Source organism: Bacillus sp. 7705b (assembly GCF_002289525.1).
In the GTDB taxonomy this organism is placed as follows: domain Bacteria; phylum Bacillota; class Bacilli; order Bacillales; family Bacillaceae; genus Bacillus; species Bacillus halotolerans.
In genome coordinates, this window is record NZ_NSDH01000040.1 from 12,920 (window position 1) to 32,352 (window position 19,433).

A 19,433-nucleotide genomic window follows, 5' to 3' on the forward strand; every position below is an offset into this window, starting at 1 on the left:
ATTGTGAAGACCAAAAAGCAGCAATATGTAACGATAAAAGGAACAAAGAATGGTTTGACATTGCATCTTGATGATGCATGTTCTTTTGATGAGCTTCTCGATGGTCTTCAGAATATGCTGTCAATTGAACAATATACAGATGGAAAAGGCCAGAAAATCAGCGTTCACATTAAGCTGGGCAATCGCTGCTTATATCAGGAGCAAGAGGAACAGCTGACCGAATTAATTGCGTCAAAGAAAGATTTGTTTGTTCATTCTATTGAGAGTGAAGTCATTACTAAAAAAGAAGCACAGCGTATGAAAGAGGAAGCTGAAATTATTTCTGTTTCAAAAATTGTCCGTTCAGGCCAAGTGCTCGAGGTGAAGGGCGATTTGCTTCTAATCGGAGATGTGAACCCGGGCGGGACAGTCAGAGCCGGCGGAAACATTTTTGTTCTGGGTTCGCTGAAAGGGATTGCCCACGCCGGATTTAACGGAAATAATCATGCGGTCATTGCTGCCTCTGAAATGCTGCCGACACAGTTAAGAATCAATCACGTGTTAAATCGCTCCCCAGACCACATTCAAAAAGGGAACGAAATGGAATGTGCTTATTTAGATACAGACGGAAATATGGTCATTGAACGCCTTCAACATTTGGCTCATTTAAGACCTGATCTAACAAGGCTTGAGGGAGGAATGTGAATTGGGTGAGGCTATCGTAATAACTTCGGGAAAAGGCGGAGTAGGTAAAACAACAACATCTGCTAACCTCGGTACCGCCTTAGCCATTTTAGGGAAGCGTGTATGTTTAGTAGATACTGATATAGGACTGCGCAACCTGGATGTAGTAATGGGTCTTGAAAATAGAATTATTTATGATCTCGTAGACGTTGTAGAGGGCAGATGTAAAATGCATCAGGCGCTCGTAAAGGATAAACGTTTTGATGATTTGCTCTATTTAATGCCCGCTGCTCAAACGAGCGATAAAACGGCTGTTGCTCCTGAACAAATTAAAACTATGGTCCAAGAGCTCAAGCAGGAATTTGATTATGTCATCATAGACTGCCCCGCAGGAATTGAGCAAGGATACAAAAACGCCGTTTCCGGGGCTGACAAGGCGGTAGTGGTCACAACGCCTGAAATTTCAGCTGTGCGAGATGCTGATCGCATTATAGGGCTTTTGGAACAAGAAGAAAATATTGAACCGCCGCGGCTCGTCGTAAACAGAATCAGAAATCACCTGATGAAAAACGGTGACACGATGGATATCGATGAAATCGTTCAGCATTTGTCGATTGATTTGCTCGGTATCGTTGCCGATGATGATGAAGTGATTAAGGCATCTAACCATGGTGAACCGATTGCAATGGACCCTAAAAATCGCGCCTCCATCGCATATCGCAATATTGCCCGCCGCATTTTAGGCGAATCTGTTCCTTTGCAGGTGCTTGAAGAGCAAAACAAGGGAATGATGGCTAAGATTAAGTCATTTTTCGGAGTAAGATCATAATTTCATAGAATAAAAGAGAAGAATCTGACAAAGCAAATGCTGTGTCAGGTTTTTTTGTTTCTGACTGCTCTGTGCTGAAGGTAAATCGAATAATTGCCGTGGACAAGACATATGATGTACAAACCCAACGAATGCAAAGGATGATGGCAATGAGTCACAGAGCAGATGAAATCAGAAAACGATTAGAGAAAAGAAGGAAACAGGTTTCCGGCTCAAAACGTTTCCCTACTCAGACAGGTTCCGAAAAGCAAAAACCGCCGTCCTGGGTCATGATGTCTGAACAGGAAAAACATGGAACCCTCCCGGTATATGAAGATGGCAATTCGAATTTCAGCGGAAGACACCCTTTGGTGAAAACAGACTCAATTATTCTGAAATGTCTTCTATCGGCCTGCCTTGTTCTTGTTTCTGCCATAGCCTATAAAACAAATATTGGACCCGTCAGCCAGATCAAGCCGGTCGTTGCACAAACCTTCGAAACAGAATTTCAATTTGCTTCAGCAAGCCATTGGTTTGAAACGAAATTTGGCAGCCCGCTTGCATTTCTCGCTCCTGAAAAGAAAAATAAGGAACAGCAGGTTGAAGTGGGTCAGGATCTCGTCGCACCCGCATCTGGTAAAGTTCAGCAGGATTTTCAGGACAACGGGGAAGGCATTAAAGTCGAAACAAGCAGTGATACAATCGATTGTATAAAAGAAGGCTATGTTGTTGAAGTCAGTAAAGACGGTGAGACGGGGCTGACAGTGAAAGTGCAGCATGCTGACAATACCTACAGCATTTATGGCGAAATGAAAGACGTGGATGTCGCTTTATATGATTTTGTAGATAAAGGAAAAAAGCTCGGTTCGATTAAACTCGATGATCATAACAAAGGGCTCTATTATTTTGCCATGAAAGACGGCGACAAATTTATTGATCCGATTCAGGTGATCTCATTTGAATAAATGGCTTGACCTCATCTTGAAAATTCATGTTCATCCTTTTCTTTGGATTATCGTGGCGCTGGGGCTGATTACAGGGCATATGAAAGCATTGCTGTGTTTGCTTGTGATTGTTCTGATCCATGAGCTGGGGCATGCCGCTCTGGCCGTGTTTTTTTCTTGGAGAATCAAGCGTGTTTTTTTGCTGCCATTTGGAGGAACAGTTGAAGTGGAAGAGCACGGAAATCGGCCGTTAAAGGAAGAGTTTGCGGTTATTATTGCCGGACCTCTTCAGCACATTTGGCTTCAGCTTGCGGCTTGGATGATTGCAGGCCTCTCAATAATTGATCAGCAGACCTTTGAACTGTTTACATTTTATAATCTATCTATTTTATTTGTGAATCTGCTGCCGATTTGGCCGCTTGATGGCGGCAAGCTGTTATTTTTAATTTTTTCAAAGCATCTGTCTTTTCAAAAAGCGCACCGGCTGAATCTGAAGACTTCACTTGTGTGCTGCCTGCTTCTCGCATGCTGGGTTTTATTTGCGGTTCCTCTGCAAATCAGTGCATGGGTTTTGTTTGTCTTTCTGGCTGTTTCTCTGTTTGAGGAGTACAGGCAAAGACACTACATCCATGTGAGGTTTCTCCTGGAAAGATATTATGGGAAAAACCGTGAGCTTGAAAAATTGCTACCGCTTACCGTTAATGCTGAGGACAAAGTCTATCATGTCATGGCGGAATTCAAACGAGGCTGCAAGCATCCCATTATTATAGAAAAATCCGGCGAGAAGCTAAGCCAGCTGGATGAGAATGAAGTGCTGCATGCCTACTTTGCTGATAAACGGACAAATTCCTCCATGGAAGAGCTGCTGCTCCCTTATTAAAATCGATTGACAAACGCCTTGTATTCTGATATATTTTTTAATGTTATGGATGTAGCACCAATGCTACAACCGCTCAGTACAGGTGTTAAGAGTTGTTTTACAGCCCCCTGGTATCTGGCGAGTCTTAGTCTAATAGGAGGTGCAGAGAATGTACGCAATCATTAAAACAGGCGGTAAACAAATTAAAGTTGAAGAAGGCCAAACTGTTTACATCGAGAAACTTGCTGCTGAAGCAGGTGAAACAGTTACTTTTGAAGACGTTTTGTTTGTTGGCGGAGACAATGTGAAAGTCGGCAACCCTACAGTTGAAGGCGCAACAGTAACGGCTAAAGTTGAAAAACAAGGCCGCGCGAAAAAAATCACTGTTTTCAGATACAAAGCAAAGAAAAACGTTCATAAAAAACAAGGTCATCGTCAGCCTTACACTAAAGTGACGATCGAAAAAATCAACGCGTAAGCATGATTCAGGCAACAATCAGACGGTCCCGTACTGACAAAAGCTTATTGTCTTTTGAAATGACGGGCCACGCCGACTTTGCTGAACATGGACAAGATCTCGTTTGTGCCGGAGTAACAGCCGTTGTGTTTGGATCCGTTAACGCGGTCATCGCGCTGGCGGGCTTCGAGCCGCTTCTTGATATAGGAGAAGACGGGGGTTATTTCTACTTTGAATTCCCTGAATCTCTTGATCCGGAGGCGCGCCAAAAAGCTCAGTTGCTGATCGAAGGCATGATTGTTTCGTTAGAGACAATTGAGCGGGATTATAAAGATCACTTGCGTGTGACCACAAACATAATATAGGAGGTGAGCTACATGCTTAGATTAGATCTTCAGTTTTTCGCTTCTAAAAAAGGAGTAGGTTCTACAAAGAACGGACGTGACTCTGAGGCTAAACGTTTAGGTGCTAAACGTGCTGACGGTCAATTCGTAACAGGCGGTTCTATCCTTTACCGTCAACGCGGAACAAAAATTTACCCAGGTGAAAACGTGGGCCGCGGCGGAGATGACACTCTTTTTGCGAAAATCGACGGAACTGTTAAATTCGAACGTTTCGGCCGTGACCGCAAAAAAGTGAGCGTATATCCTGTAGCTCAATAATGATTCAAAAACTCCGGTCGATGATGACTGGAGTTTTTTTTTGCAATATGCGGAGTAAGCATCAAGAATGTTATGCAGAGTATGTGCGAGCAGACCCCGCCAAGAATGAGAACGAATGTCTCAAACCCACTGGATATGTTCCCCAAGCAGTAATACATAAAATGTTCTGCCTGGCTGAAAATCAACCGAAGCCAGAAAAAAGGAACATGATATTTCTGGGAAAAACAATTGTTTTTCTATCAAAGCCTTCTCTGTTATAATTCATAATACACACTTATACAGACTCCTAAATAAGAAATCAAATGATTGGGAGTGCGAAAATGAAGGATGTTTCAAAAAATCAAGAAGAAAATATAAGCGATACGGCTTTAACAAATGAACTGATTCATCTTCTTGGCCATTCCCGGCATGATTGGATGAATAAGCTGCAGCTAATTAAAGGAAACTTAAGCTTGCAGAAGTATGACCGCGTCTTTGAAATCATTGAAGAAATGGTGATAGACGCTAAGCACGAATCAAAGCTCTCAAACCTGAAAACACCGCATTTAGCGTTTGATTTTCTTACGTTTAATTGGAAAGCCCAATGTATGACACTTGAATATGAAGTTCTCGGGGAAATTAAGGATTTGTCAGCTTATGATCAAAAATTGGCGAAACTGATGAGAAAGCTGTTTGATCTGTTTGAACAAGCAGTCACTAGAGGCAGTGAAAATCATTTAACCGTTTCGCTTCAAACCGATCATCCTGACAGACAGCTGATTCTGTACCTTGATTTTCACGGCACTTTTGCCAATATATCTGCCTTTGACGATTTTCGGCAAAATGGATATGAGGACTTTGATATCATGCGTTTTGAGATCACAAGTCACGAATGTCTGATTGAAATTGGGTTGAACTAGCGGAGTTTTTTAACGGTTTAGAACGGAGGACATTATGTTTGTAGATCAGGTGAAAGTGTATGTAAAAGGCGGCGACGGAGGCAACGGGATGGTTGCGTTTCGCCGTGAAAAATATGTGCCGAAAGGCGGCCCTGCCGGCGGCGACGGCGGAAAAGGAGGAGACGTCGTTTTTGAAGTGGACGAAGGTCTCCGTACTCTTATGGATTTTAGATATAAAAAACACTTTAAAGCGATTCGCGGCGAGCATGGCATGTCAAAAAACCAGCATGGACGAAATGCTGATGATATGGTCATTAAAGTTCCGCCTGGCACTGTTGTGACAGACGATGATACAAAACAGGTCATTGCCGATTTAACCGAACATGGACAGCAGGCTGTCATCGCAAGGGGCGGAAGAGGCGGAAGAGGGAACTCACGCTTTGCCACACCGGCGAACCCCGCACCTCAGCTCTCAGAAAACGGTGAACCGGGAAAAGAACGCTATGTTGTTCTTGAATTAAAAGTGCTTGCAGACGTCGGGCTTGTCGGGTTCCCAAGTGTAGGGAAATCGACTTTGTTGTCCGTCGTTTCATCTGCAAAACCGAAAATTGCGGATTATCATTTTACGACACTTGTTCCGAATCTTGGCATGGTCGAAACAGATGATGGACGGAGCTTCGTTATAGCCGATTTGCCTGGACTGATTGAAGGGGCTCATCAAGGCGTCGGGCTTGGCCACCAATTTTTGCGCCATATTGAGCGGACCCGTGTTATCGTTCATGTCATTGATATGTCCGGCTTGGAAGGCCGCGATCCGTATGAGGATTATGTGACAATTAATCAGGAATTGAGCGAGTACAATTTGCGTCTCACTGAGCGCCCGCAAATTATTGTCGCAAATAAAATGGACATGCCGCAGGCGGCGGAAAATCTTGAAGGGTTTAAAGAAAAGCTGACGGATGATTATCCGGTGTTCCCGGTCAGTGCAGTGACAAGAGAAGGTCTTCGCGAGCTTCTGTATGAAGTTGCCAATCAGCTGGAAAACACTCCGGAATTCCCGCTGTATGACGAGGAAGAGCTTACGCAAAACCGTGTTATGTACACGATGGAGAATGAAGAAGTGCCATTCAGCATTACGCGAGATCCTGACGGAGTCTTTGTGCTTTCAGGAGACAGTCTTGAGCGGTTATTCAAGATGACTGATTTCTCACGTGATGAATCTGTTAAACGATTTGCAAGACAGATGCGGGGAATGGGTGTTGATGAAGCACTCAGAGAACGCGGGGCCAAAGACGGAGACATTATCAGACTTCTTGAATTCGAATTTGAATTTATTGATTAATGATGGGTGAGAGCCTGGATATCAGGCTCTCTATTTTCAAAAGGGGGGATGCAAGTGAAAGAGGAGACGTTTTATCTTGTCCGTGAAGATGTGTTGCCTGATGCGATGAGAAAAACATTGGAAGTCAAAAAACTGCTGGATCGAAAAAAAGCAGAATCAGTGGCAGATGCCGTTCAAAAGGTGGATTTAAGCAGAAGTGCATTTTATAAATACAGAGATGCCGTTTTTCCTTTTTATACAATGGTTAAAGAGCAAATTATCACACTTTTCTTTCATTTAGAGGATCGCTCCGGGGCGTTATCTCAGCTCCTTCAGGCGGTGGCTGACTCTGGAAGCAACGTTCTTTCCATTCACCAGACCATCCCGCTTCAAGGGAGAGCAAACGTAACGCTGTCTATCAGTACATCTGCAATGGAAGAGGATATTCATACATTAATGAACAAGATGAGAAAGTTTGACTTTGTAGAAAAGGTTGAAATATTAGGTTCAGGAGCGTAAGGGGAGAGAATATTGTCATGAAAGTCGGTTATTTAGGTCCAGCAGCTACATTCACACATCTAGCAGTCAGTTCTTGTTTCCAAAATGGCGCCGAGCATGTTGCTTACCGCACGATACCGGAATGTATAGATGCGGCAGTCGCAGGTGAGGTTGATTTTGCTTTTGTTCCTTTAGAGAACGCATTAGAAGGATCAGTAAATTTAACAATAGACTATTTAATACATGAACAGCCTCTGCCCATCGTAGGTGAAATGACATTACCGATTCATCAGCACTTACTCGTTCATCCTTCCAGAGAAAATGCGTGGAAAGATCTAGACAAAATTTATTCTCACTCACATGCGATTGCGCAGTGCCATAAATTTCTCCATCGGCATTTTTCTTCCGTGCCGTATGAATACGCCAATTCAACCGGAGCGGCGGCAAAGTTTGTCAGTGACCATCCCGAGCTGAATATCGGGGTGATTGCCAATGAAATGGCGGCTTCTACATACGAATTAAAAATCGTAAAACGGGATATACAGGATTATAGAGACAATCATACGCGATTTGTCATTCTGTCTCCTGATGAAAATATAACCTTTGAAGTGAATTCAAAATTGAATTCAAGACCAAAAACAACACTGATGGTGATGCTTCCGCAGGATGATCAGTCCGGAGCGCTGCATAGAGTGCTGTCTGCTTTTTCTTGGAGAAACTTAAACCTGTCAAAAATCGAATCCCGTCCGACCAAAACCGGGTTAGGGAATTATTTCTTTATTATTGATATTGAACAGGCGTTTGATGAAGTATTAATCCCTGGGGCTATGCAGGAGCTTGAAGCGCTCGGATGCAAAGTAAAGCTGCTTGGTACATATCAATCTTATCAATTATAAAAAGCCCTATTAGGGCTTTTTTTAGTCTTCAATCAAAATACCGGCTTCTTCGAGTGCTTGACAGGCTTGATCGATGCGATGTTCATCGGGTGCTGTCAGTGTATGAAGATGCACACCATCTGTCAGCTGTGATAAATAGGCGGCATTTGTGGAATTGATCTTTTTGATGAAATGTTCGACTTCTTTTCGCGTGCCGACTTGGATCGCTGCAGTTAAATCTCCGTATACAGGGTGCTCAATTTTTACGTCTTTTACAGTTACCCCTTCATCCACGATGAGCTGCAATTCTTCTTCTGTCCGTTCAGGCCCGTGCAGACACGCTATGATTCTTTCTGCCTGCTGATGCTTCTGAGCGGCGGCGTCCAGATAGACATAGCCTTGGCTTGTGGCGATAATCGGCTCGTTTCTCGCTTTTAAAAGCGAGATATCCTGAACGATCACCTGTCTCGAAACATTTGCTTTTTTTGCGAGCTCTCCTCCTGTCAGCGGCGATGTGGATTCCTTCAGCCACAAAAGAAGCTGCTCACGCCTATTGGCGCCCAAGAGCTTTAATTCTTCGGTCAATATGATATTCTCCTTTCCTTTGTTCCAAAAGCGCTGTAAACGTATGTAATAACATATCCAGCTGTTCAGTTGTTGTGTTTTTTCCGAAAGAGATGCGGATAAATTGCAGGGCTTCCTGTTCTGTTTTTCTTAACGCTTTCATCGTTTCAGACGGCCCGTGATAACCTGCAGAACAAGCGCTGCCCGTTGAAATGCAAATATTATTCCGATTACATTCTAACATAACATATTGTCCTTCAAATGAGCCAAAAAAACACCCGATAATATGGGGCAGACATTCTGTGTTTGCACCATCTGCCGCAAGGGTTACAGGGAGAGACCGAATACGGATTTGTTCTAAAAAGTATTGTCTTAACATTTGATTATGGGATATCTGACTTTCCATTTCACTTACGATCAGCTCCGCTGCCGCTGTAAAGGCTCCGATACCCGGTACGTTTATCGTGCCTGCTCGAAACCCATTCTCATGAACAGTGTCAGGGTACACCGGTTTCCAATTGACGTCCGGCCGAATATAGACAGCTCCGACTCCTTTAGGGCCGTGAATTTTGTGACTGGAAATAGAGAGAGCATCCACCCCCATTTCTTCAGTATGGATGGGCAGTTTGCCGAATGTTTGAACCGCATCACAATGAAGAAGAATTTTCCTGTTGTGAAGATACGATGACAGGTGTTTAATGGGCTGAATAATTCCTGTTTCTGAATTGGCATGCTGAATAGAAACCAGGCCTGTGTCCGGGCGAATATGAGCTGCCAATATTTCCTCGGTAATAAGTCCGTACTCGTTAGGCTTAATGATTGTCACGTCAAAGCCATGATTCTGCAGTAAAGCAGCACAGTTATGGATTGATTGATGTTCCATGGCAGTCGTAATAAAATGTCTTTTTGTTTTTGGCAGGCCGTTTAACAATGATTGAATGGCAAGAAAATTGGATTCAGTGCCGCCGCTTGTAAAATATATACCGCCTGTTTCTCCGCCGATTATGTCAGCTATTTTCCCCCGGCAGTACTCCAGTATATGATTTGCTTTTCCCCCAGCGTCATGCAAGCTGCTGGCATTCCCGTACATATCAATGCTGAGCTTCTGAAATACGTCCAGTGCTTCCTCGCAAATTGGCGTGGTTGCTGCATAATCTAAATAAATCATCCGGTCTTTCCTCCATAGTTCTTCATAAAAAACTCTTGAGTTTATTTTATCGTTGTGTAAATATAGGTGTCAAGACAGGTGTAAACAACAGGAGGTGGCATATGTCTATAAAGGCGATTGCGGTTATTGGTTCAGGAGCGGCGGCACTTGCCCTGGCTTCTGCACTTCCGCCATCATACCAGGTGACTGTCATCACGAAAAAAAGCACAAAAAACAGCAATTCAAGACATGCACAGGGCGGAATTGCGGCGGCTTATGCAAAAGATGACTCGATTGCGTCTCATATGGAGGATACGTTATATGCAGGCTGCGGACATAACGATCAAAACATCGTATCAGACGTTTTACTTGATGGAAAAACCATCATTGAGAACTTTTTGGAGAATGACTTTCCATTTGACCGGGATAAACAAGGCAAAGTCAGCCTTGGCAGGGAAGGAGCCCATACGCGTAACCGCATATTTCATGCGGGCGGAGACGCTACAGGCAGCATGCTTATTGATTACTTGCTGAAACAAATCAATAGCCAAATCGAAGTCATCGAGAATGAAACAGCGGTTGATTTGCTGATGAAGAATGGGCGCTGTGCCGGTGTAGTGACGAAAGACAGCCGCGGCCGGATCAATTTGCGGCATGCGGATGAGGTTGTGCTGGCAGCTGGCGGATGCGGAAGCTTGTTTCAGCACCATACGAACGATCCATCTGTCACGGGTGATGGTCTTTCACTTGCTTACCGGGCCGGAGCGGAATTAACTGATTTAGAGTTTACCCAGTTTCATCCTACACTTCTAGTCAAAAATGGCGTCTCGTGTGGGCTTGTTTCAGAGGCAGTCAGAGGTGAGGGCGGTTTTATAACAGACCAAAACGGCCGCCGTATTATGGCCGGACGGCATCCGCTGGAGGATTTAGCACCACGGGACGTCGTCTCGCGGGTGATTCATGAAGAAATAGCAAAAGGAAAACGTGTGTATATTGATTGCAGCGCTATTTCTGACTTCGAAGTGCGTTTTCCCACAATCACCTCTATTTGCGAAAAGGCAGGGGTTGATATTCGTAAAAGAAAAATACCTGTTGCGCCGGGAATGCATTTCTTAATGGGAGGCGTTTCAGTCAATCGGTGGGGAGAAACAACTGTGCCCAGGCTATACGCGATAGGGGAAACTGCATGCACCGGCTTACACGGAGCCAATCGTCTTGCGAGCAATTCCTTGCTGGAGGCACTTGTGTTTGGTAAAAGAGCAGCAGAACATATCATGAGAAAACCGGTTGATAACAGGTATAGTCAATTCAACGGTGAAACCAGCGGAGTTTATGAGGTGCCGAATATCGAGCTTTCTGAACTGCAAAACAGAATGACAAGCGACATGTCCATAGTAAGAGAAAAAGACAGACTGATTGAGATGAGCAATTGGCTTTATGGGCTCCCATCTCAGAAGATAAATGTGAAGGATATCACAATTCCGCAGCTGGAGCTTTCTCACTTGTGGCAGGTTGCAAAGCTGATGACTTCGTCTGCTCTATTGCGGGAAGAAAGCAGGGGGGCGCATTTTCGAATTGATATTCCTCAGGCTGATGCAGGCTGGCAAGGAAAACAAATTGTCCATACAAAAAAGGGAACCAAAATGAGAAAAAACGAAGGGATTTGGAAAAATGAATCATTTACAGCTGAAAAAATTGCTGAATCACTTTTTTCATGAGGATATAGGGACGGGAGATCTTACATCACAGTCCATCTTTGAAGGACAGAACTGTGAGGCCTCAATTGTTGCAAAGTCAGACGGCATTTTCGCCGGAGCTGCGGTAATAAAGGAAGGCTTTTCCTTTTTAGATGAAAAGGTTCAGACGTTTTTACACAAAAAAGATGGAGATCATTTGCGAAAGGGTGATGTGATTGCCGTCTTACGCGGGCCGGCCGCTGCTCTTCTTTCTGGAGAGAGGGTAGTATTAAATCTTATTCAAAGGCTGTCGGGTATTGCGACGATGACAAGGCAGGCTGTTGAACGGCTTGATGATGAACAGATTAAGGTTTGTGACACAAGGAAAACGACGCCGGGGTTAAGAATGCTCGAAAAATATGCGGTCAGGGTCGGAGGGGGATATAACCATCGATTCGGCCTGTACGACGGAATCATGATCAAAGATAATCATATTGCAGCTTGCGGTTCCATTGTAAAGGCGTGTGAAAAAGCGCGGCAGGCAGCAGGGCACATGGTGAATATTGAAGTGGAAATTGAATCTGAGGAGCAGCTCAGAGAAGCCATTCTTGCTGAAGCTGATGTCATTATGTTTGACAATTGCCCGCCTGACACTGTCCGCCATTTTGCAAATATCACACCGGATCACATTAAAACCGAAGCTTCCGGAGGAATTACATTAGAATCTCTGCCCGCTTTTAGAGGGACGGGTGTGAATTATATTTCCTTAGGATTTCTGACTCATTCGGTCAGAAGCTTAGATATCAGCATGGATGTAGCGTTAACAAATCAGTCAGTGGAGGAATGCGGTTATGTCAATTCTTGATGCAATCAAACAATTTGAAATGATGCCTGACCATTATAAAGGGCTGTCAATGAAAGAGATGGAGAGACGTGTTGCAGCCATTAAGGAAAAGTTCGGGAGCAGGTTGTTTATTCCAGGCCATCATTATCAAAAGGATGAAGTAATTCAATTTGCTGACCAAACGGGCGATTCACTCCAGCTTGCCCAAATGGCGGAAAAAAATAAGGATGCGGAATATATTGTATTTTGCGGCGTACATTTTATGGCAGAGACCGCTGATATGCTGACAGGTACGGACCAAACGGTCATCCTGCCAGATATGAGAGCGGGCTGTTCTATGGCTGATATGGCTGACATGCAGCAGACGAACAGGGCGTGGGAGAAACTTCAGCATATATTCGGCGACACCATCATACCATTAACCTATGTGAATTCTACAGCGGAGATCAAGGCTTTTGTCGGAAAGCACGGCGGAGCGACTGTAACCTCATCCAATGCCAAAAAAGTGCTTGAATGGGCGTTTACACAGAAAAAACGCATTTTATTTCTGCCTGATCAGCATTTAGGAAGGAACACCGCTTATGAACTGGGTATCCCGCTTGAGGACATGGCTGTCTGGGACCCGATTCAAGATCAATTAGAGAACGAGGCAGAACAAAACGATATCAAGGTTATTCTTTGGAAAGGCCACTGCTCTGTACATGAAAAATTCACCGTGAAAAACATAAATGATTTGAGAGAACGAGATTCTGACATCCGGATCATTGTTCATCCTGAATGCTCCCATGAAGTCGTAATGCAAAGCGACGACAGCGGATCAACGAAATATATTATTGATACAATCAGCCACGCTCAGCCGGGAAGCAAATGGGCAATCGGTACAGAAATGAATCTTGTTCAGCGACTGATTCAAGAGCATTCCGACAAACAGATCGAATCACTCAATCCGGATATGTGTCCATGTCTGACGATGAATCGAATTGACCTCCCGCATTTGCTCTGGTCTTTAGAACAAATAGAAAAAGGAGAACCAGCAGGCGTGATCAAAGTGCCGAAAGTCATTCAGGACGATGCCCTTCTAGCGCTGAATCGAATGCTTTCCATCACGTAAATCAGAAATATTTCCCCTCCTGTACTCATAATTTCTTTTGATCAGGCATATGTTGTGAAGAAACATATTGTAATCACAACTGAACTGTTCACGTTTTGCATAGGAGGGGAAAACGTTGAAAATCCATATCGTTCAAAAAGGCGATTCACTCTGGAAAATAGCTGAAAAATACGGAGTTGATGTTGAGGAAGTAAAAAAACTCAATACGCAGCTCAGCAATCCAGATTTAATCATGCCTGGAATGAAAATAAAAGTGCCTTCTGGGGGTGTTCCAGTCAGAAAAGAGATAAAAGCGGGCAAAAGTCCGGCGGCAGTCGGGGATGAGAAGCAAGAACACCCATTTTCCAAGGAGAAGCCTAAATCCGTTGTCGACGTAGAAGACACAAAACCGAAAGAAAAGCAGTCTGTTCCTTTTGTCCCGCCGATGCCGAATTTGCATGATAATGTGTATCCTGAAGCTGATGTGAACGATTATTATGATATGAATCAGCTTTTTCAGCCTTGGTCGCCTCCTAAACCGGAGGAGCCTAAAAAGCATCATGACGGAAATATAGATCATATGTATGACATGCAAGATCAATTTCCACAACAGGAGGCAATGAGTAATATGGAGAATGCAAATTATCCGAATATGCCTAATACGCCTAAAGCGCCAGATGTAGGCGGTATGGAAGAAGAAAACATCCACCACACTGTTCCGAATATGCCGGCAGTTCAGCCATACTATCCGTATCCAGCCCATTTTGTGCCATGTCCGGTTCCTGTCTCACCGATTCTGCCTGGATCCGGCCTGTGCTACCCATACTATCCTGCACATGCATTTCCGATGCATCAGCCTTATGGCTTCCAGCCAGGTTTTGTATCACCTTCGCAATATGATCCGGGTGAATATGATAACCAGCATCATGAAAACAGCCATCACGGGCATTACGGATATCAGCCTTCGCACGGCGCGCCTCAATATGCATCGCCGGCTTATGGATCTCCTTATGGGCATATGCCATATGGTCCTTATTATGGCGCTCCTCAAGTGATGGGTGCTTATCAGCCAAATGTGGCACATGGTTATATGCCGCCATTTAAGGATCATGATGATTGCGGGTGTGACGATGATCAGCAGCCATACTTCTCAGCACCTGGATATCAGGGAGGAGCATATGGAACTCCTTATATGCCTTACGGAGGAGCAAATCCGAATCCGTATGCAGCCGGAACTTCCATGCCAAATCAGCCTTCAACAAACCAGATGTTTGGACGCCCGGAAGAAGAAAGTGAATGATTGTTCGGGACGATGTAAATCGTTCCTTTTTTTATATTGTCTTACAATCGTCGAATGGTCATAACTGACACGCTTAACATATCTCCCTGATGCACATGATAAAAACGAGCACAACATGCTCAATCAGTCCTCGGGGGGGTTTTCCATTGGGTAGAAAGTTAACAATTGCAGGCCTCATTTTGATGACAGCCGGATTAACAGCATGCGGCGCAAATAATGATGCCCTTAATGATACGCGTAATAACGGTAATAACGGCAATACCCGTCCAATCGGATATTATACAAATGAGAATGATGCTGACAGACAGGGAGACGGGATGGATCACGACGGTCCGGTCTCTGAATTGATGGAGGACCAGAACGGCCAGAACGGCCGTGACCGAAACACAACCAATGTAAACGACCGTGTTACTGCAGATGATCGCGTCCCATTGGCAACTGACGGAACATATAACAACACAAATAACAGAAACATGAACCGAAATGGGACGAACAACAACGGGTATGACAACCAAGAGAACAGAAGACTTGCCGCAAAAATCGCCAATCGTGTGAAACAAGTCAAAAACGTCAACGACACACAAGTGATGGTAACGGATGACAAAGTAGTCATCGCAGTCAGAAGCCACGCTGATTTTACACAGTCTGACAGGCAAAATGTCAAAAAAGCCGCACGAAACTATGCGGATGGCCGTGACGTTCAAGTATCTACAGATAAAGGACTGTTCACAAGACTTCATAAAATGAACAGACGCTAGGACTAAGAAGGCTGCCGGAGAGTGATTCCCGGCGGTCTTTTTCTTTACAACGGCTTGCAATACCCATTAAAGTGTACATAGAAATATCAAGGAAGGTGAAAGCATGGCTGGCCATTCTAAGTGGAAAAACATCCAAAAAAGAAAAAATGCGCAAGACGCAAAGCGCGGAAAAGTATTTATGAAGTTTGCTAAAGAAATCTATGTGGCAGCAAAGCAAGGCGGAGACGATCCTGAAGCAAATTCAGCATTGCGGCTTGTGATTGAAAAAGCAAAAGGCGCCAATATGCCAAATGATAATATAGACCGTGCCCTAAAAAAAGCCGCAGGAAGCCAGGACGGCAGCAGCTACGAGGAAATCACCTATGAAGGCTACGGCCCCTCAGGGGTTGCCGTCATGGTGGAGTGCTTAACTGATAATAAAAACCGTACGGCGACAAATGTGCGGACAGCTTTCAATAAAAACGGCGGAAGTCTCGGAGAAAGCGGATGTGTAGCATTTTTATTTGAGCGGAAGGGGTACATTGCAATTGACCGTACACATCGGCAAATAGAAGAGGATGACTTGATGCTTGATGTCATAGAAGCGGGCGGCGAAGAGCTGCAGACAGAGGATGAATTCTTTGAGGTATTAACAGCGCCTGAACGTTTTGAAGAGGTAAAAACAGCACTTGAAGCAAATTATCCAGTTGATTCAGCTGAAGTAACCATGATTCCGAAAACATATGCAGAGGCTGATGATGAGGCTGTTGAAAAACTGGAAAAATTGATCGATGCGCTTGAAGACGATGATGATGTTCAGGCAGTGTATACAAATTACCAGTAATATAAAAATGACCGGCGCGAAGTGATCTCAGGCCGGTCTTTTTTCATCTTAAGAGACGCGCTCATTTTCGTGTGTATATTCTTTCTCCCAGAAATCAGCGTTTTTGATGCCGAGAGCTTTAGGATCAAAGACTGGGTCTAAGCCTTGTTTCTTCTGTTGCTCATAATCCTTTAACGCAATAAGCGCCGGCTTGGCGAGCAAAACAATGGCAATGACGTTCAGCCAAACCATAATGCCAAGTCCCGCGTCACCTAATGCCCAAGCAAGTGTAGCGGTTTTGACAGCACCGTAGAATGTCGCGGCTAAAATGATCATTTTTAAGCCGAGCATTGCCCACTTGCTTTCTCTGCCTCTCGCTAAATATGCGATATTTGTTTCAGCGATGTAGTAATAAGCCATAATGGTTGTAAAAGCGAAGAAGAACAAAGCAATAGCGACAAAGCCTGCACCAAAGCCGGGCAGCACACTGTCAATGGCGGCCTGAGTGAAGCCCGGTCCAGCTTCTACACCTTTCAGGTGATTGACAATAAATGAACCGTCGGCAGCCTGTGTATTGTACATACCGGTAAATAAAATCATGAATGCTGTAGCGGAACATACAAATAAAGTGTCGATATAAACAGAAAATGCCTGAACCAATCCTTGCTTTACCGGATGAGATACCTCTGCGGCGGCAGCAGGATGAGGGCCTGTTCCTTGTCCGGCTTCGTTTGAATAAATGCCTCGTTTGACGCCCCATGAAATGGCCATGCCGATGAGACCGCCGAATGCGGAATCTAATGCAAAAGCACTTCTGAAAATCAAAGAAATGACAGCAGGCAGTTCAGAAATATTCATCACAATGATGATCAGAGAGAGCAGAATGTATCCGACTGCCATAAACGGGACAATCATTTGTGCGGCACTGGCGATACGTTTTACACCTCCGAAAATGATAAAACCTAATAAGAGAACGAGAAAACAGCCAGTAATGGCAGGAGAGATGCCGAATGCATTTTGGACGCCCGCTGCAATGGAGTTGGACTGGACCCCTGGCATAAGGAGAGCCATTGCAATAAGGGCCGCAGCCGCAAATAAAACAGCAAACCACTTAATGCCTAATCCTTTTTCTATATAATAAGCGGGTCCGCCTCGATATTGGCCGCCTTGTTTCACTTTATAAATTTGGGCAAGAGTAGATTCAACAAAGGCGCTCGAAGCACCGATAAAAGCAATGGCCCACATCCAGAACACCGCGCCGGGTCCGCCGAACGCAATTGCTGTTGCCACACCTGCAATGTTTCCGGTCCCCACCCTGCCGGACAGAGCGATTGATAATGCTTGAAACGAAGATACCCCTGCCTCTGAGCTCTTGCCTTGAAACATCAGCACAATCATTTCCTTGATGTGTCTGACTTGTAAAAAACGGGTCACAATAGAAAAGATCAATCCAATTCCTAATAAAATATAAATGACGGGTGTACTCCATAAGACCGCGTTTAAACTAGCAACAAAATCTGCCATCAAGCTTCCTCCTCATGTCGTTTCGATTTCATTTTATAAAGAGGATTTTGGGCTAATTGAACTATTTTTACAATCAATCTGTCACATTATATAACGTGTAATGATCATGAGAGGGGATAATGGGTGAAAAAAAGCGCAGCGTATGAAGTACGCCGCGCTTCTGTTTAAAAAGGCATGTCACCAATTGTAAACAGTCCTAGAGAAATAAATAGCCAAGCTCTGCCGTTGCGCATATAAAAGGCAAGGCGATAAGGATCTTTCATAATCTTACCTCACTGATGCTTGCGGCGGTTCCTCACGAATCCAATGATCATCCTTTCGCCAATCATAAGTTTCATCGATATCAAGATGTAAAGTCTGGCCGCCGATTTTTACTGTATTGTTGTTCAACCATTTAACAGCTGGTCTGCTGTCAGGATAATTCCAGTAGATTGTTTTTTTGACAAGTGTTTTTTCATTCACGAGTTCGCCTCTGGCGGCATCTAAGCCTAAGGTATTTTTGGATACATAAGTGTTTAGCGTATAGCTTCCGTCCGGTGATTCCACTGATTGTACGAGGCTGCCTTTCGGAACGTTTTTGAGTGAAAAAAACATCCAATAAACGGCACCGCCGAAGAACAGAAGACATGAGAATATAATAAGAGGGACTTTACTGCGTGTTTTGATGTGACTCTCTCCCTTTTTTTCTCTCATTTTATCATATCGCGGATTTTATACGATCTTTACATTTCTTTAAAATTTCCTCAATAAAGTGAAGGTATGATAAAGGAAAATAGATAAAGGGTGGGGGAGACAGAAATGGAAAACACATATTGTCATTCCAGCGAAAAGAACTCAGACGCGGTTTATTTGAGTGTGAGAGGATATCGCATCAAGCTGTCGCCTGAACAAATGAAATTGATTTCTGCTGTCAGAAAGTAAAAATAAAATGATAAAGGCAGCCGCTTATGCGGCTGCCTTTTCTATGAAGAATATTTTCTTTTCCGTTGTGCAAAGTGCTTCTGAAACCAATCTTTTTTATATAAAAAAGCAATAACCTCAAGCCAAAAGCCCGGGATTTTTTTCGGGAAAATCGGCTTTTTATAAAGCGTATGATACGCCGTTTTTAAATCGTCCCACTGCGTGCACGTTTTCGTCTGTTCAAATCTCGCAACATCAATGACCCGCACTGCTCCGGATTCTGTCAGAATCAGATTGCGCAAATGAATGTCTGACGGGTTGAGGCCAGCAGCACGGGCGTCAGAAAGTGCGTCCTCTACCTGCTGAATCATATCGTCGCTGATCGCGATGCCTTTTTTCAGGCAGTTGTAAAAGGTATCGCCTTTAATATATTCCATTAAAATAAATGAATCACCAGTTTCATAAATGTCAGGGTAGAATGCGGATCCGGCTAATTTTTCATAAATCGCTGCTTCTTTGACGGCTGTCGCTTGATACTCCGGAAAAAATACCTTCAGCGCCATTTTCCGGTCACCTTCTGTTATGGCAAACACATAGGCGCTTCGTCCCTTGCCGATCAATGTTAATTCCTCGGGTTTCTCTTTGACTTTATCAAATCTGCTGTTTTGGCGGTATATGACTGAATGGGCCAGTGCCTCTGCTTTTGTCAGCATTTCATTCACCTTCTTTGCTCTATTTTATGCAGTTGTTTATAGGAAAATCCAAAACTGTTCAGGAAAAAGAGCCTAAATATAGTGTATCTGGTCTTGGGAAAGAAGGCTACCTATAAGCTTTGATTGTGATAAAAGAGACATGAAAACGTT

At 44.0% G+C, this 19,433-nt stretch carries 24 protein-coding genes and 1 other annotated feature; of the genes, 18 read left to right on the forward strand and 6 right to left on the reverse strand.

Going from position 1 to position 19,433, the window contains the following annotated elements:
- Window positions 1–3 precede the first annotated feature (3 nt).
- The 7 genes from minC (at window position 4) to rpmA (ending at window position 4,393) form a co-directional block, all read left to right on the forward strand.
- Window positions 4–684 (forward strand): septum site-determining protein MinC, encoded by a 681-nt coding sequence (gene minC / locus CJU60_RS15985; RefSeq protein WP_024122354.1) that lies wholly within the window; start codon window positions 4–6, stop codon window positions 682–684.
- A gap of 1 nt (window position 685) precedes the next feature.
- The gene (gene minD / locus CJU60_RS15990; RefSeq protein WP_024122353.1) at window positions 686–1,492 is read left to right on the forward strand and encodes a septum site-determining protein MinD; all 807 of its coding nucleotides are present in this window, start codon (window positions 686–688) and stop codon (window positions 1,490–1,492) included.
- 149 nt (window positions 1,493–1,641) lie between these two features.
- Window positions 1,642–2,436: a M23 family metallopeptidase gene (locus tag CJU60_RS15995; RefSeq protein ID WP_095714290.1), complete on the forward strand. Its 795-nt coding sequence runs from the start codon at window positions 1,642–1,644 to the stop codon at window positions 2,434–2,436.
- Entirely contained in the window at window positions 2,429–3,295 is an 867-nt protein-coding gene (locus CJU60_RS16000; RefSeq protein ID WP_095714291.1) for a M50 family metallopeptidase, read from the forward strand. The genes CJU60_RS15995 and CJU60_RS16000 overlap by 8 nt, the downstream gene beginning before the upstream one ends.
- A gap of 57 nt (window positions 3,296–3,352) precedes the next feature.
- Window positions 3,353–3,430 (forward strand) — a sequence feature (ribosomal protein L21 leader region).
- A gap of 13 nt (window positions 3,431–3,443) precedes the next feature.
- Complete coding sequence (gene rplU, locus CJU60_RS16005; protein WP_003222620.1) at window positions 3,444–3,752, forward strand: 50S ribosomal protein L21; 309 nt, start codon at window positions 3,444–3,446, stop codon at window positions 3,750–3,752.
- A gap of 2 nt (window positions 3,753–3,754) precedes the next feature.
- Entirely contained in the window at window positions 3,755–4,096 is a 342-nt protein-coding gene (locus CJU60_RS16010) for a ribosomal-processing cysteine protease Prp (protein WP_024122350.1), read from the forward strand.
- A gap of 12 nt (window positions 4,097–4,108) precedes the next feature.
- Window positions 4,109–4,393 (forward strand): 50S ribosomal protein L27, encoded by a 285-nt coding sequence (rpmA, locus tag CJU60_RS16015; protein ID WP_003222623.1) that lies wholly within the window; start codon window positions 4,109–4,111, stop codon window positions 4,391–4,393.
- Window positions 4,394–4,513: 120 nt separating this feature from the next.
- Here the strand turns inward: rpmA and CJU60_RS21420 are convergent, their stop codons facing one another.
- A complete protein-coding gene (locus CJU60_RS21420; RefSeq protein ID WP_125825434.1) occupies window positions 4,514–4,636 on the reverse strand; it encodes a hypothetical protein in 123 nt (40 codons plus the stop codon).
- Window positions 4,637–4,713: 77 nt separating this feature from the next.
- Between CJU60_RS21420 and CJU60_RS16020 the strand changes: the two genes are divergently transcribed.
- From CJU60_RS16020 to pheA, 4 genes are read left to right on the forward strand one after another with little or no spacing between them, the layout of a single operon-like run.
- Window positions 4,714–5,292, forward strand: coding sequence for a sporulation initiation phosphotransferase B (locus tag CJU60_RS16020; RefSeq protein WP_095714292.1), 579 nt, complete (start codon window positions 4,714–4,716; stop codon window positions 5,290–5,292).
- Window positions 5,293–5,326: 34 nt separating this feature from the next.
- Window positions 5,327–6,613 carry a GTPase ObgE gene (gene obgE, locus CJU60_RS16025; RefSeq protein ID WP_024122348.1) on the forward strand — a complete coding sequence of 429 codons (1,287 nt, stop codon included), beginning with the start codon at window positions 5,327–5,329 and terminating at the stop codon, window positions 6,611–6,613.
- Window positions 6,614–6,667: 54 nt separating this feature from the next.
- A complete protein-coding gene (gene thrR, locus CJU60_RS16030) occupies window positions 6,668–7,111 on the forward strand; it encodes a transcriptional regulator ThrR (RefSeq protein ID WP_010335153.1) in 444 nt (147 codons plus the stop codon).
- A 17-nt stretch (window positions 7,112–7,128) separates the two neighbouring features.
- Window positions 7,129–7,986 carry a prephenate dehydratase gene (gene pheA / locus CJU60_RS16035; protein ID WP_024122347.1) on the forward strand — a complete coding sequence of 286 codons (858 nt, stop codon included), beginning with the start codon at window positions 7,129–7,131 and terminating at the stop codon, window positions 7,984–7,986.
- 21 nt (window positions 7,987–8,007) lie between these two features.
- Here the strand turns inward: pheA and CJU60_RS16040 are convergent, their stop codons facing one another.
- Both CJU60_RS16040 and CJU60_RS16045 read right to left on the reverse strand, forming a co-directional pair.
- Window positions 8,008–8,550, reverse strand: a complete 543-nt coding sequence (locus CJU60_RS16040; protein ID WP_095714293.1) for a transcription repressor NadR — start codon at window positions 8,548–8,550, stop codon at window positions 8,008–8,010.
- Window positions 8,516–9,697: an IscS subfamily cysteine desulfurase gene (locus CJU60_RS16045; RefSeq protein ID WP_095714294.1), complete on the reverse strand. Its 1,182-nt coding sequence runs from the start codon at window positions 9,695–9,697 to the stop codon at window positions 8,516–8,518. Before CJU60_RS16045 ends, CJU60_RS16040 begins: the two co-directional genes overlap by 35 nt.
- 101 nt (window positions 9,698–9,798) lie before the next feature.
- On the opposite strand from CJU60_RS16045, the gene nadB reads away from it, so the two are divergent.
- The 6 genes from nadB to CJU60_RS16075 all read left to right on the forward strand — a co-directional run bounded on the left by nadB (window position 9,799) and on the right by CJU60_RS16075 (window position 16,167).
- On the forward strand, window positions 9,799–11,394 hold the full coding sequence (nadB, locus tag CJU60_RS16050; protein WP_095714295.1) for an L-aspartate oxidase: 1,596 nt from the start codon (window positions 9,799–9,801) through the stop codon (window positions 11,392–11,394).
- Window positions 11,348–12,217 carry a carboxylating nicotinate-nucleotide diphosphorylase gene (gene nadC / locus CJU60_RS16055; RefSeq protein ID WP_095714296.1) on the forward strand — a complete coding sequence of 290 codons (870 nt, stop codon included), beginning with the start codon at window positions 11,348–11,350 and terminating at the stop codon, window positions 12,215–12,217. Before nadB ends, nadC begins: the two co-directional genes overlap by 47 nt.
- Entirely contained in the window at window positions 12,204–13,307 is a 1,104-nt protein-coding gene (gene nadA / locus CJU60_RS16060; protein WP_095714297.1) for a quinolinate synthase NadA, read from the forward strand. Before nadC ends, nadA begins: the two co-directional genes overlap by 14 nt.
- A gap of 115 nt (window positions 13,308–13,422) precedes the next feature.
- Window positions 13,423–14,586, forward strand: coding sequence for a spore coat assembly protein SafA (safA, locus tag CJU60_RS16065; RefSeq protein WP_095714298.1), 1,164 nt, complete (start codon window positions 13,423–13,425; stop codon window positions 14,584–14,586).
- A gap of 146 nt (window positions 14,587–14,732) precedes the next feature.
- Window positions 14,733–15,344: a YhcN/YlaJ family sporulation lipoprotein gene (locus CJU60_RS16070; RefSeq protein ID WP_024122340.1), complete on the forward strand. Its 612-nt coding sequence runs from the start codon at window positions 14,733–14,735 to the stop codon at window positions 15,342–15,344.
- A 103-nt stretch (window positions 15,345–15,447) separates the two neighbouring features.
- Window positions 15,448–16,167, forward strand: coding sequence for a YebC/PmpR family DNA-binding transcriptional regulator (locus CJU60_RS16075; RefSeq protein ID WP_095714299.1), 720 nt, complete (start codon window positions 15,448–15,450; stop codon window positions 16,165–16,167).
- 48 nt (window positions 16,168–16,215) lie between these two features.
- Here the strand turns inward: CJU60_RS16075 and CJU60_RS16080 are convergent, their stop codons facing one another.
- Together CJU60_RS16080 and CJU60_RS16085 are read right to left on the reverse strand one after the other, a co-directional pair.
- Complete coding sequence (locus CJU60_RS16080; RefSeq protein WP_095714300.1) at window positions 16,216–17,670, reverse strand: alanine/glycine:cation symporter family protein; 1,455 nt, start codon at window positions 17,668–17,670, stop codon at window positions 16,216–16,218.
- Between the two features lie 267 nt (window positions 17,671–17,937).
- A complete protein-coding gene (locus tag CJU60_RS16085) occupies window positions 17,938–18,264 on the reverse strand; it encodes a DUF5412 family protein (protein WP_254517810.1) in 327 nt (108 codons plus the stop codon).
- Window positions 18,265–18,468: 204 nt separating this feature from the next.
- Between CJU60_RS16085 and CJU60_RS21425 the strand changes: the two genes are divergently transcribed.
- On the forward strand, window positions 18,469–18,591 hold the full coding sequence (locus CJU60_RS21425) for a hypothetical protein (protein ID WP_024122335.1): 123 nt from the start codon (window positions 18,469–18,471) through the stop codon (window positions 18,589–18,591).
- Between the two features lie 41 nt (window positions 18,592–18,632).
- Here the strand turns inward: CJU60_RS21425 and CJU60_RS16090 are convergent, their stop codons facing one another.
- Window positions 18,633–19,283 carry a phosphotransferase gene (locus CJU60_RS16090; RefSeq protein WP_024122334.1) on the reverse strand — a complete coding sequence of 217 codons (651 nt, stop codon included), beginning with the start codon at window positions 19,281–19,283 and terminating at the stop codon, window positions 18,633–18,635.
- Window positions 19,284–19,433: the final 150 nt, after the last annotated feature.